The following is a 13,485-nucleotide window of genomic DNA, read 5'->3' as shown; positions in this document are numbered from 1 at the left end:
GCCGCCTGGGTGGGTGGTTCCAATTGCTGGTCGTCGATGGTCCGGCTGGAAGTGGCTCAAATGGCCGGCAGACCGTCTCAAACTTGCTCACGGGCTGCCGGTTCCACGCTCGTCCTGTCTCAATATTACCGTGCTGGCTCCTTTTTCTGGCCAAGCGACCCGTTTTTTCCGCCAGCCGCCCGCTTCATGCCGGCAGGCGACTCGATTTCACCGTGAAGCGACCCGCTTTTCCTCTCAACCCCAGCAGCCGACTTCGATGGACGGTCATGCGGAAAGTGTTCATTCATCTAGGAGCAAGCCACCTTTTCTCTTATGACCTACTGGCAGAGCCGGCCCCCAAGGTTTCCAGCTTCAGCGGAAATCCACACACTCTCCATCAGGATGACGCCGATCCGGATCCGGTGAACGGCCGGCGCGTCGCTTCGCCTTGCTGCTGGACATCCTGCCGTTGGAGTACCTTCGCTGCAGTCCGCACGAGAATCCATAGATCCCCGGCAACCGAATGCCGGTCCACGTAGGCGGTATCGAGGCGGAACGTTTCTTCCCAGCTCAAGTTGTTGCGGCCGCTCACCTGCGCCGGACCGGTGATACCCGGCCGCACGAGGTGCCGCCGGCGCTGGTCCTCTGTATAAAGCGGCAGATAGGCCATCAGCAGCGGGCGCGGACCGACGAGGCTCAGGTCGCCGCGGAGCACGTTCCAGAGCTGGGGTAATTCATCGAGGCTGAGGGAGCGGATTTTCCGTCCGACGGGCGGCAGCCGCTGCTCATCCGGCAGCAGCTCTCCATCCGGGCCGCGTGCATCTGTCATCGTTCTGAATTTATAGAGGGTAAACGGCGTTTCATGGAGCCCCGGCCGGACCTGGGTGAAGAGAACCGGTCCGCCGAGCCGGAGGCGGATGACGATGGCCGTGCCTGCCAGAAGCGGGAGGAACAGCACGAGCAGGACAGCCGACACGACCACATCCAGCAGCCGCTTCATTGGAGCACCTCCGCTGCCTGCTGCTGTTCCCAGCGCCAGGCATCCCGGCACATGTCCTGCACGCCGCGCTCGGGCTTCCACTGCAGCAGGGCCACCGCTTTGTGTGTATCTGCAAAGCTGACGGCGGCATCCCCCGGTCTGCGTTCGACCATTTTGAGCGGGATCGGACGTCCGAGTACCTGCTCATACGCCTGCACCAGCTCCAGTACCGACGTTCCCGCTCCGGTACCGAGGTTGATTTCTTCATAGCGGCAGCTGTCGGACAGCACTTCCAGCGCCCGCACATGGCCGGCAGCAAGGTCACAGACGTGGATGTAATCTCGGACGCCGGTCCCGTCCGGTGTCGGATAGTCGCTGCCGAACACGTGCAGCTCCTCCCTCACGCCTGCAGCCACCTGCGATAAATACGGCATCAGGTTGTTCGGAATGCCGTTCGGCTTCTCTCCGATGCGCCCGCTCGGATGGGCACCGGCCGGATTGAAGTACCGCAGGCTCACGATGCTCCACTCCTTGTCCGCTTCCCACGTATCGCGGAGCATTTTTTCAATGAATTCTTTCGTCCTGCCGTATGGATTACCGGCTTCGATCCCGCTCGTTTCTTTCAGCGGCATGGCTGCTGCCTGGTCATACACGGTGGCAGAGGAGCTGAACACGAGATTGCGCACATCGGCTTCCTCCATCACTTCGAGCAGCGTGATCGTGCTCATCAAGTTATTCTGATAGTAGGAAAGCGGCAGCTTCACTGATTCGCCGACGGCTTTCCAGCCGGCAAGATGAATCACGCCATCCGGCTTCTCCGTGCGGAAAATCCGCTGCAGTGCTTCCCGGTCCCGCAGATCGGCTTCATAAAACGGAAGCGCCCGCCCTGTCATCGACGACAGGACGTCCGGCGTTTTCGGGCTGCTGTTGGACAGGTTATCAACCAATACGACGTCGTATCCTGCATGGACGAGTTCGACGACGGTGTGGCTGCCGATATAGCCGGCGCCACCGGTTACGAGTATTTTCATGATGGTACCTCCTCTGTCAGCTTCGGCCGGGGACGCTGCAGCGAGAACAGTTCGTTTGTTTCCCAGCTGTATACCGGCTTGTATGTCAGGCGGTGAATCGCTTCTGCTTCGCGGTGGCTGCTTTCCACAAAAAGATCGGCATCACAGTGTGCGTAAACATCTGCTTTATGCGCCGTGCTGGAGGCGAGCGTCCGATGCGCACCGGGAGGAAGGTGCATCATGAGCAGCTCGCCATAGTCGACGCCATGTGCCTCCAGCCAGAGCTCCGTCTCCGCCCGGTACTGCTCCAGGCGGCTCGTGACGACATACGGCACCCGCCCCTTTGGCAGGAAGAGCGGCGGGGCCGTTGCGAGAAAGTGGCGGTAGCGTTCCCCATCGGCATCCTCTTCCGGCGATGGGTCCCGGCAGAGCACCCCATCGATGTCAAAACAGGCTCTGGACGTGATTTCCTCCTCGAACAGGGACCATTCGAACAGGACCGGTCGCTGAAGTACATCAAAGACATAATCGACTGCCGGTGGATCGACCTCATCTGCGTAGATCGAGACAATCGTCACGTCGATTGTTTTCCCCTGCTGCCGGATCAGCTGCTTGAGGCATCCGGCGTCGGAGAGCATGTAGTCCACCAGCAGCACCCGCTCCGCTTCGGACGGGAGTTGAAGCGCCTGTTTTGTCTTTCTCGTGGACCCTTTTTTCAATGGTTTATCCTGGACATAATCCTCGAGCGAGCAGCAGTGTACGTTGATCAACAGCGCCGCCATGTAGGCGGGCACCATCGCTCGTTCACTGACACCGATCACGAGGTCATACCTGCCGGCGTTCAACACCTCGGCGTGCTGCTGGATGCGTTGACGGACATCGTTATAGGATCTGTACTGCATCGTCTTCCTCCTTCATCATGTAAAGTGCCGGCTGGCAGCCGGGTCGAGCAATATTCCGACGACTGCTTCAGCGCGGGGCCCCTGCCCTCCACGGCACTCTGCGGGACAGCCATTTCAACGATGCCGGGACGGGGCCTGGCAGCGCTTCGGCTTTGTTCCGCACCCTGCTGTATACATAGTGACGGGCCGTGCGCGACCCCCGGAGCGCGGTATAGAGAATTCCCCGTGAGAACAGGCGGTTTGCTTCTGTCGAAAAGACCGGCCTGCCGGAGCGGGCGAAAACGGCCTCTGCTTCTTCCACGGATCCCGCTACGAAAAGCTCTGCACCGCTCTTTCGGTACACCTGCGCTTCCCAGCTTCCGGCTTTGGACGACTGCTTCTGTTCCGGCTGGAAGACCAGCTGCCGGACCTGGATTCCGTAATAGGCGAGCCATGCTTCGACACTGCTGCGGGAAGCTTCCGGCAGAGGACAGAGCAGCGTATGAATCGGTTCGGCGGGAATGATTTTCGGGCGGCTGTACCGGCAGCACGCTTCTATTTTTTCGGCAGCCGCCGCCTTCGGCATAGACGTCAGGAGCGCCCGCAGCGAAAACACCGCTTCTCTCACGATAAAACAGTGCATGATGTTCCACTCGTAGACCGCGACGCGCGGCAGGTATTCAAGAAACAAATCAACGTCTGTGCGCTCCGGCTGGTTTGAATACAGGCAGCACGTCCTCAGACGTGAATGCACGTTGGCCGGGATCGCTTCGAGTACTTGACGAAGCGATCCTCCCGTACCGATACAGTCATCCACCAACAGGATTCGTCCGCCTTCCTCCGGGTTCTCGAGAAACGTCTGCAGATCGATCACCGGTGCATGCAGCAGCGCACCGAGCATGTACGCGGGTATCATGCCGCTACGTGGAATCCCGACGATCGTGTCTGGCTTCATGGGCCGGATGCGGTGCAGCTGCTGCCGCAGGAGTGTATCTGCATCTTCGTAACTGCGGTATATCATATGGCTCCCTCCGTTTCGTTTGTCAGCTCGTTTCTCGAGCAGCCGGCTGCCTCGTGCCGATCACCTGGCCGTCCTGGAGCTCGTAGATCAAATCGCAGTTCTCGATCGTCGACAGACGGTGGGCGATGATGATGAGGGTTTTCTCCCCCTTCAATGCATCGACGGCTTCGATAATGTGTTTTTCGGTTTCTTGATCCAGGGCGGAAGTGGCTTCATCCATGAAGAGGATATCCGGATCATGATAGAGCGCTCTCGCGATGCCGAGACGCTGCCGCTGCCCGCCGGAGAGACGGACCCCGCGTTCTCCTATCACCGTATCGATACTCTGCGGCAGCTCAGACACAAACTGATCGACGTTGGCCTGCTTCAAAGCCGACCAGACCGCTTCCTCATCAATGTCCTCTTCCGCGATGCCGAACGCCACATTCGCGCGGATGGAATCATCGGATAAATAAATGTGCTGCGGAATGTAACCGATCCGGCGCTTCCATCGGCCGAGCTGATCAAACAGTGGAATCCCATCGACGTGAATCGTCCCTTCGTCCGGCTGATACAGCCCGAGCATGACATCCACCAGCGTGGATTTCCCGGCCCCCGATTTTCCGACGAAGGCGGTAGAACTGCCAATCGGAATCGACAGCGAAATGTTTTGCAGCGCCGGGGTATCCTGGTCCGGATACCAGTACGATACCTGGTCGACATCAATCGATTTCGTGAAAGCAGGACCGCTTTCGCCGTCCGGCCTGTCCCATTCCTCCAGCTGCTGCATATCCTGATGAACGACTTCCAGTGCCGGCCGGTTGAACCGGATCGCATTCAGCATGTTCACCACCCGGTTGATGGAAGGCATCAGCCGGAATGCAGCCATCGCAAACAGTCCCATCATGGCAATAATGCCTTCCGGGGACGTCTCCTGGAAAAGAATGATCAGCATGGACACGAGCACGGTCGACACGATGAACGTCTCAATGAAGAGCCTCGGCGTCTGCTCCAGCATATTCATGTACAGCGTGTTCTTCGCATGCTCTTTGCTCCGCCCGGCATAGGAGTCGATGAAAAACGCCTCCCGGCCGGAGACTTTGATTTCTTTCGATGCGCCCAGGCCCTGGTTCACTGATTTGATCATCCCACCGTGAATGACCTGCTGTTCATAGCCGAGCGTGGAGACTTTCCGCCGGAAGAACAAGAAGAAACTCCCGATCCCGACTGTCAGCAGCCCTGCTGCGGTCAACGTGGCACCCGGCGCTGAAACGAGGAGAAGCGTCAGGATGAAGAGAATCACGAGCAGCTCCGTCATCAGCTGGAAGCCGGACATGACGAGTCCCTGGAACACTTTCTGCGTCTCCCCTTTGACATTCCGGAGGAGGTCCGCCGTGTTCCGCTGCAGATGGAATTCATACGGCTTCGTTAAATACCGTCGGAACAGCCGCACCGACAGCCGCACCTGCTGCTTTAAGATGACGCGCTGCTGCATGTAGAGAAACAGCATCAAGTACAAGTTTTTCAGCAGAAAGACGAGCAGCATCGCCCCCACTGCCGCCACCGTGAACGCGAACGTGGACGTGAAGCCGCCCGCATCATACAAGTAAGCAAGCGCAGCCTGCTCCTGAATGATGCCCGGATTGGTGACAATGCCGATCAGCGGAATAATCAGTCCGATACTCAGCGTTTCAAGAAAAGCAGCAATGATCATGAAAAAGAGGAGCATCACTAAATGGCGGCGCTCCCTCGTTGAAAATAGACTCCAAAGTTTCTGTATCGTATCAAGCACGTGCTCCCTCCTTTCTTCGTTCCTTCCACAACAGCAGGTGCTGTTTCGTACTGCTCAGCCCCAGCACCATCCCCGGCATGTTCCATCCGGCCGTCCGGGCGAGCAGCCGGTAGTACACGGACGGCGGTGCAAAGGCCGACAGCGCATCCTGAAAAGCGCTGCTGGCAAGCACCTTCGCAGCAATGTCGCGCTTTTTTTCGTCCGGCAGCGGAGCAGCCGCTGCTTCTTCGAGATACGCGAGCGCATATAACGCGAAGTCGTGTTCCATGTGATCGATCAGTTCGGGCAGCTCGTATCGGCGGCACAGCTCGATGCCGAAGTCTCTGCTTTCCCGGTAATAGTCAAATAAATCCTCGCGGAACCCGCGTGTGAGCGATGGCGCTTCCCGGATCATGTAGCGGTAGAACGGCAGCGGGACGAACGCAATCCGCTCCGCGCGCTCCAGCAGCTCGAGGTTCAGCCGGACATCCTCCCCGTGTGAGCGGGTTTCGTCGAAGGACGCCCCTTCGAGCAGATCCCGCCGGTACAATTTGTTAAAGCAGGCTTCCAGGCTGAAATGGCCGCGGTTCAACAACGCCGGCATGAGTTCCGTCCGGATCTGCGCCTGCTCCAGCACGTCCGTACCGTCCCAGTGCGGCGAGACGGTTTCCCGCTCGTCCTGGACAATCACGTACGGCGCGGTGACCAGCTGCGCTCCGGTGGTGAGGGCGGTGTTCATCACGGCTTCGTACCCCGCATCGGCTAGTTCATCATCGGCATCCACGAAAGCGATATACATGCCGCGGGCTGCACGAATGCCGTGGTTTCTCGCAGCGGAGACGCCCGCATTCTGCTGCTGCAGGAGACGCACTCTCTGGTCGTTGCAGGCGCGCACTTCTTCGGCCGAGCGATCCGTCGAGCCGTCGTCGACGACGATCACTTCCAGCGTCGGCCATTCCTGACGGAGAATCGACTCCAGGCAGGCGCTGATATGCGTTTCTGCATTATAGACGGGGATAATAACGGTTACTAATGGGATCATCGTGTCCTCCTTTTTAAAACACCGGCCGTGTTTTGACTGATTTGGTCCGCTGCAGCAGGTACGTGCAGAGGACGGGATGAAGTTTGGATGCGGTCAGCAGGACTTTCGCCTTCCGCGGAAGCGCCTCATCTTTGACGGCTTCGCCGTAGATGCTGTTCATCCGGCGGGCGATACGCCTCATCTGCTGCCGCCGATCGGCATGGTCCGGTGCGGCCGCCATCCCTGCGAGCAGGGAGAGACAGACATCGGCCATCTTCCGCGATGCCAGTGTCGTCAGCTCCGGGTAGTTTTCCGCCAGAAAGGTGTACATGCCGGCGTACACCTCCACCGCGTCATCCCGCAGATCGGCCGCAGCCGCGCTCATGATGCTGCCGTCCCGTTTGTAGTAATGGTAGAGCGGCAGGCCGAGCGACGCGACATGTTCCGTTTCGTGCAGCGCACGGTACGTAAAATCGGTATCTTCATAAATGATGCCTTCCGTGAACTGGACGTGCTCCAGAATGTCCCGGTGAAACAGCTTCGTCCAGACCACTTCATCGAAATGCGTGCCTTCGAGCATGACACGCATCGCTTCTTCTCTCGTATGCACGTGCAGCCCCCGTCCTCCGGTGCTGACGGTCTTATCCGGATAGTGGATCAAGCTTGCCACGCTGGCTGCCTCACTGCCGGTATCTTTACAGAGACTGTAGAGCACGTCATACATTTGCGGATCCACGGTATCATCACTGTCCACGAAGCCGATGTAGGTGCCGGCTGCCGCGCGGATGCCGGTATTCCTGGCTCCACTCAAGCCTTTGTTCTGCTGATGGATGACGCGGAAGCGGCTGTCTTCTGCAGCGGCTGCTTCGCATATCGCTGCGCTGTGATCGCTGCTGCCGTCGTTGACGAGAATGAATTCGATCTGCGGCAGGGTCTGTTTTTTCAGAGAAGCGATACAGTCGCCTAACAGCCGTTCCATGTTATACACCGGCACGACGACGCTGACGTTTATTTCCATGATTCGTTCCCCCTGTCTTCGTTAATTCCCTCATGTTCCGCTGCAGGTCGACGAAGGAGGCCATCCGGCTGTAGGAAACCTGCTCCGACAGCCGTTCCCGCTGCCGGGGGTTGTCGATCAGCATGCGGATCGCGCTGCTCAACTCCCGTGGTTCCTTTCGGACGACGACACCGTCAAAATAGGAGCGGATCTGTTCAGCCGCTCCGGTAAAATCGGTTGTAACGATCGGCCTGCCTAACAGTTTCGCCTCCGCGAGAGTCAGGCAGAACCCTTCATGCAGCGAAGGCTGAATGTAGATGTCGGATGCGCCCACGAAAGGATACGGGTTTTTTTGTCTGCCGAGCAGCTGAAAACAGTCGGCAAGTCCACGGCTGCGGACCTCCTCTTCGACTTTGTCCCGTTCCGGCCCGTCTCCGACCCAGTACCAGCAGAAGGCGATCCCTTCCTTTTTCAGTTGGGCGGCTGCTTCCAGCGCCAGATACGGTCCTTTTTCTTCGGAGAGGCGTCCGACCGTGACGAGCCGCATCCCCTGTTTCTCCCCGCTGAATCCTTTTTCTTCTGCCTGCCTCCGGATCTGTTCGGCTGGAAGCGGCGTGTAGAAGACGCTCGTTTTTTTCTCTAATTCCGGCGTTTTCAATGTGGCAATCAAATGACGCTCTGCCTGACGGGAGACGACAAAGATATGATCATACTCGGCGTACAGACGCTGATACAGCCGGCGGTTGACTGGAAAGGAACCGACATCGAAGTGCACCCACCCTATTTTCCGCCGGGCGTTTACTTTTTTTGCTACGTAATAATCAAGAATGTCGGTCGGTCCCTGGTAGGCGACCACGGTATCATAGTCCTCTTCCAGCTCCGGCACGCCGGAAAAAAGCATCCGGTAGAAGAAGGTGCGATCGCTGGAATACGTCGAGATCAAGGTGCCTGCACTGAATGTGAGCGCCTGTTTGATCCGCCCCATCCGCAGATCCTGCTGCACGACCTGCCGCGGCGGCGCCAGCAGCGGACGCTTCATCGCTTCGTACCAGGGGGCTTCGAGTACCCGCACCCAGGAGGGCAGTTCCTCCAGCAGTTCGCCCGTCTTTTCGAGCAGGAGGACATCTACCTGCCAGCCTTCCCGCGGAAAGGAGGCAAGCAGCGCCAGGAACGACTTCTCCACCCCGCCCAGCCGCATGCTGCTCAGCACAAACAAGATTCGCTTCACAGGCTCTCCTCCTTCGCCCGCGGAGGAATACGCAGCAGTTTGAGTGCCTCGGTGGACGTATCCGGTTCTTCCTGTTCCAGGGCACTGCTGAAGGCGTGCCGCTTTTCCGGGTCCTGAAGCAGTTCGAGCATCCCCGCTGCCAGAGACGGCGCGTCCTCCTCGGTGACAATACCTGTCTGTTGATGGGCGATCTGTTCCTCTGCCCCGGTGAAATTCGTCGTGACGATCGGCCGGTTAAAACAGCGTGCTTCGGCGAGCGTCAGGCAGTATCCTTCATGGCGGGACGGCTGCACGTAAAGGTCGCATGCCTGAATAAACGCGTACGGGTTCTCAATCGTCCCGTGGAACGTGACCGCCCCGCTGAGATCGAGCCGGTCTGCAAGAGCCTCCAGCTTCGGGCGCATCGGCCCGTCTCCAATCAGATGAAGGTGCCAGCCGGCCGCTTCTTCCCGGACAAGTGCCGCGGCCCGCAGCAGCTCATCCTGCCCTTTTTCCCAGCAGAGCCTGCCGACCGAGACGACGTGCAGCAGTGAAGGATCAAAAGGCGGCCTTGCTGCCATCTGCGCCTCCAGCATCAGCCGCGCCGGAGAGAGGACATTGTACACCGTCTCGGTCCGGTCGGCGAGTTCCGGCATGGCTGCACGGAACAGGGACGCCGCTCTGGACGACACCGCAAAAACGTGATCGAACTTCCGGTAGACCGGCAGCATCGCCGGTGCATGAAACCCGATGCGTGTAATATCAAAATGAATCCACTGCACTTTCCGCTCGGCGGATATCCGCTCGGCGACGTAGTAACTGATGAAGTCAAACGGACCGGCAAAGGCGACGGCGATATCGTATGTTTCTTTCTGCTGCGGAATCCCGGAGGCCATCTGCGACAGCAGCGGCGCGTTCGTCCGTCCGCTCCGGCTCTGCATCCATCCGCGGACAAAGCGGACAGCCTCTCTGCGGCGGCCTTCCCGCCACAGCCTGACACTCGTTTCCCTCGGCGGCTGATCGAGCATACTCGTCAGCTCATCCGGGGCTTCCAGCGCCATCACCCGGACGTCCGGGGGAAGCTGTTTTAAAAACGCCCCCTCTTTTTTCATGAGCAGCACCGTAATATCAGCGCGGCTCCGGTCCATTTCCCACAGGAGCGACAACAGGGCCCGCTCGGTCCCTCCGATCCCGAGACTCGGCAGCATAAAAAGCATCCGTTTCATTCCGATCACCTCCTAATAGCAGTTGATGTAATGCATGTTCCGGCACCGGCACAGGGGAAGATGGCTGCGGATGTTCCAGCATATGGGCACAGGCAGCGCCCAGTGCCTCGGCTTTCACGAGCCAGCCGCCGGTCTGCCTGCACAAATCCGGCGCTGTGCCGAACGGGGTGCAGATGATCGGCAGGCGGAGGGCGGCTGCTTCGAGCACCGCCATCCCAAACCCTTCCTTTCTGGAAGGCTGCACGTAGAGGCCGGCCTGCTTCATGAGCGGATACGGATTGGCCCGTGCGCCTAGAAGCTGTACCTCCTCCTCCACCTGGTACGCCTTCACTGCCTGTTCTACCTCTGCCCGTGCCGGACCCTCCCCGATCACGTACCAGCGGAAATCGACACCCGCCTGTTTCAACTCTGCCGCCGCTGCCGGAATCCGGTCGATGCCTTTCGCCGGATCCAGTCTGCCGACGGTCACGATGCGTCGGACGCCGTGCAGGTCTTCCGCCGGCGCTTCGGCCAGCCGCTGCACGAGCGACGGATCGACAATGTCCGGAAAACAGACCGTTTTCCCGCTCATCTCCGGACAGTGCTGCTCCAGTGATGCTTGAATGTAAGGGGAAACGGCGGTAACCTGATCGAACTGTTCATAAAAAGCAGCATCCATCTTCCGATCGAACGTGCCCGCGGCATAGTCCATGTTGATCCAGGCGGTTTTCCTGTCCGCCTGCAGGTGCGAGGCCACATAGGTCGGCATCCCCTGGCTGTAGGCAATTACCGTGTCATACCGTTCTTGAGGCAGATCCAGCACTCGACGGATCGTTGAGAAAACTGCCTGTTCTGGATGAAGCCTAGTCAACCGCAGCCGCAGCGAAACAAGCATCCGCAGGAGCGGGAAGATCCCACGTCCCTTCTCCCCCTGCAGCCAGCGGAAGTATGCCGGTGCTGCCACTCTCTTCACATAGGCAGGCACCTCCGCTTCCCACGCACCGCCGGCGGTAAGCACCAGGAGCGACACGTCATAGGCATCCGGATCCAGCCGGTGAAGCAGCGTGAGGAGGCTTTTTTCTGCCCCGCCGATCTGCAGCGAATCAATAAGGAATAGCAGCTTCGGGCGTGTCATGAACGTTCCCTCCCAGCAGTGCGTAGATTTTATCTTTCTCCTGTTCGTTCCCATACGAGCGCGCCCGGCAGGCAGCTGCCAGCCGGCCCCTCAGCTCATGATGATGAGCGAGCCGCCGGACAGCGGCAGCGATACCATCGGCTGAGAGGGCACAGATCATGCCGTCCACGCCGTCTTCCATCTGGCTCGAAGCCGTCGGGTAATCCGTGATGAGTACTGGCTTCCCGAGAATCTGGGCTTCGCTCACGGTGACCGCTTTGCCTTCGTAGCGGGAGGGCTGCACGTACACATCCGCTGCCTCGATATACGGGTACGGATTGACCTTTTTGCCGAGCAGGTACATGCAGTCCTCGAGGCCGTGATCGGCGATCCGCTGCCGGAGCATCGCTTCATCTCCCCCGTAGCCGACGACATACCAGGCAATGCCGGTAATCCCTTTTTCCTTCAGCTTTTTCATCGCATCCACGGCGATATCAATGCCTTTGGCGTACGAGAGACGGGCGACTGTCACCAGCTTGATGCGGGGATCGTCCTCCATTTCCGGAGCTCCGCACGCTTCCGCCTCTCTGCGGATAAACGCCGGCGACTGCAGGTTTTCGATGACGATCGTTTTCTCCGCGAGCCTCGGGTATTTCGTGACGAACGCGTCCCGGCAGGCTTCCGAGACAGCGACGATATGGTCGTAGGCATTCCAGATCGTCTCGTCCATCTTCGGGTCCGCCTCCACCGTGGAGAAATCCGTATGAATCCAGGCAATTTTTTGTTTCGCCTGGACTTTTTCGGCGACGAAATAATGCGGCCATAAGTAGCTGATGGCGGTGTCGTATTCGGTCTCCAGCTCCGGCAGGTACCGCAGCGCATATTTCCACATGTACTGCAGCTGCATGTAGCCCGGCTCAAACAAACGGCGCCGGTGCCCGAGCCAGAGGGCTTTGTACCGGGAGAACAGCCGGACCGCGCCGATCGTGTAATGCCCTTGGCGCAGCACGTCGGCAATCGGATAACGAAACGTGCTGTAGGCCGGAACTTCCGGCAGCAGCGTCACTTCTTCCGGCAGGTACTGCATGAATTCGCCGACGTGCCGGTACAAAAATAAGTCCACCGGCACCTCATCGCCGGCGAACTGTTCCAGCAGGGTAATGAGACTCCGCTCGACCCCGCCGACTTCCATATCATACGAGGCGATCAACGTTTTGTTCATGGCGCTCCTCCTCTTCTGCTCCATAGATAATCCGGAGCTGATCGACGATGTCGCTCATCGAACGCCCCTGCTGCTCAAATGCCCGCCGCCGGACCGGGACGGGAACGTGGGGTTTCACCGCTGCTTCGGTCAAGGCAGCATCCGCCCATGCTGCGGCGCCGTCTGCGAGCCGGCAGCGCCGCAGCAGATGCAGGCCGAGATCGGCTTCCGGCTGGACTGCTTCGGATACGAGGCACGGCACCCCGGCGGCCTGCGCTTCCAGCAGCACGAGGCCGAGGCCCTCGTAATAGGACGGAAACAAGAAGCAGGACATGGCGTGCAGCGCCGGTCGGACATCCTCCAGCGCGCCGGTGAAGCGGACGCGGTCGCGGATCCCGAGCCGCGCTGCGAGCGCCTTCGTTTTCTCGAGCGTCTCTCCTTCTCCGACGAGCAGAAGCGTCACATCGGTGCCGCCATCGACGAGCGCTTTCGTCACCTGGAGCAGGTGGGCGTGGTTTTTCGGCTCGATGAAACGGCCGATATGACCGAGCACCATCTCATCTCCGATCTGCCACCGCTGTTTGAATGCTTCTATCTCCTCGCGGCTGCAGTGCATCATCCGCTCATACGGGACATAGTTCGGCAGGTGCAGTCCGCCCTCCCGGCCGTACAGGCAGGCGGCGGCTTCGGCGCTGCAGCTGACGGTGTCCGTCGAGAACTGCTGGATCATGTTCCGCATCAAGGAGCGGTAGCACGAACGCAGCAGCGAATCGGTATCGTCCTGCGTCGTGTGCGCATGGGAGATGCGTACCGGCACGCCGGCAAGTTTGGCTGCTGCCATGGCCATGCCGCAGTGAAACATCGTATGGGCATGCACCGCATCATACGGTCCGGAGACTTTCATCACCCGGTAGAGCGCCCGGATCGACGTCTGATCGGATACATACAGCACCCGGCCCCCGAGCTCCCGGATTTCATCATCGTAATCCCCTGCTTCAGTCTGGAAAGAAACAAAGTCAAACTGGATCCGGGAGCGGTCGAGCTCCCGGTACACGTTCATCAGCATCGTTTCCGTCCCCGCACGGTTCATCCTTCCTGTCACATGGAGCACCCGTTTCAT

12 protein-coding genes are annotated in these 13,485 nt (G+C 59.3%); all 12 read right to left on the bottom strand.

The features are described from left to right. Window positions 1–376: 376 nt before the first annotated feature. Window positions 377–979: a sugar transferase gene (locus G477_RS0109040; RefSeq protein WP_026697677.1), complete on the bottom strand. Its 603-nt coding sequence runs from the start codon at window positions 977–979 to the stop codon at window positions 377–379. Continuing rightward, window positions 976–1,989: a UDP-glucose 4-epimerase GalE gene (gene galE, locus G477_RS0109035; RefSeq protein WP_026697676.1), complete on the bottom strand. Its 1,014-nt coding sequence runs from the start codon at window positions 1,987–1,989 to the stop codon at window positions 976–978. Before galE ends, G477_RS0109040 begins: the two co-directional genes overlap by 4 nt. Further along, window positions 1,986–2,870, bottom strand: a complete 885-nt coding sequence (locus G477_RS20530) for a hypothetical protein (protein ID WP_051287863.1) — start codon at window positions 2,868–2,870, stop codon at window positions 1,986–1,988. Before G477_RS20530 ends, galE begins: the two co-directional genes overlap by 4 nt. Before the next feature lie 67 nt (window positions 2,871–2,937). After that, the gene (locus G477_RS0109025) at window positions 2,938–3,870 is read right to left on the bottom strand and encodes a phosphoribosyltransferase (RefSeq protein ID WP_026697675.1); all 933 of its coding nucleotides are present in this window, start codon (window positions 3,868–3,870) and stop codon (window positions 2,938–2,940) included. Between the two features lie 22 nt (window positions 3,871–3,892). Next, entirely contained in the window at window positions 3,893–5,641 is a 1,749-nt protein-coding gene (locus tag G477_RS19205; protein ID WP_035211671.1) for an ABC transporter ATP-binding protein, read from the bottom strand. Next, complete coding sequence (locus tag G477_RS20525) at window positions 5,634–6,662, bottom strand: glycosyltransferase family 2 protein (protein WP_051287861.1); 1,029 nt, start codon at window positions 6,660–6,662, stop codon at window positions 5,634–5,636. Before G477_RS20525 ends, G477_RS19205 begins: the two co-directional genes overlap by 8 nt. Before the next feature lie 13 nt (window positions 6,663–6,675). After that, on the bottom strand, window positions 6,676–7,659 hold the full coding sequence (locus G477_RS19195; protein ID WP_051287859.1) for a glycosyltransferase: 984 nt from the start codon (window positions 7,657–7,659) through the stop codon (window positions 6,676–6,678). Continuing rightward, window positions 7,622–8,866: a glycosyltransferase gene (locus G477_RS19190; protein ID WP_051287857.1), complete on the bottom strand. Its 1,245-nt coding sequence runs from the start codon at window positions 8,864–8,866 to the stop codon at window positions 7,622–7,624. Before G477_RS19190 ends, G477_RS19195 begins: the two co-directional genes overlap by 38 nt. Continuing rightward, entirely contained in the window at window positions 8,863–10,071 is a 1,209-nt protein-coding gene (locus G477_RS19185) for a glycosyltransferase (RefSeq protein WP_051287855.1), read from the bottom strand. The genes G477_RS19190 and G477_RS19185 overlap by 4 nt, the downstream gene beginning before the upstream one ends. Next, window positions 9,974–11,185, bottom strand: a complete 1,212-nt coding sequence (locus G477_RS0108995; protein ID WP_026697674.1) for a glycosyltransferase — start codon at window positions 11,183–11,185, stop codon at window positions 9,974–9,976. Before G477_RS0108995 ends, G477_RS19185 begins: the two co-directional genes overlap by 98 nt. Further along, window positions 11,154–12,386 (bottom strand): glycosyltransferase, encoded by a 1,233-nt coding sequence (locus tag G477_RS19180; RefSeq protein ID WP_051287853.1) that lies wholly within the window; start codon window positions 12,384–12,386, stop codon window positions 11,154–11,156. Before G477_RS19180 ends, G477_RS0108995 begins: the two co-directional genes overlap by 32 nt. After that, the gene (locus G477_RS19175; protein WP_051287850.1) at window positions 12,358–13,485 is read right to left on the bottom strand and encodes a glycosyltransferase; all 1,128 of its coding nucleotides are present in this window, start codon (window positions 13,483–13,485) and stop codon (window positions 12,358–12,360) included. The genes G477_RS19180 and G477_RS19175 overlap by 29 nt, the downstream gene beginning before the upstream one ends.

This window comes from Alkalicoccus chagannorensis DSM 18086 (assembly GCF_000429725.1).
GTDB classification, from domain to species: domain Bacteria; phylum Bacillota; class Bacilli; order Bacillales; family Salisediminibacteriaceae; genus Alkalicoccus; species Alkalicoccus chagannorensis.
This window is presented reverse-complemented; position numbering and strand designations above follow the sequence as displayed.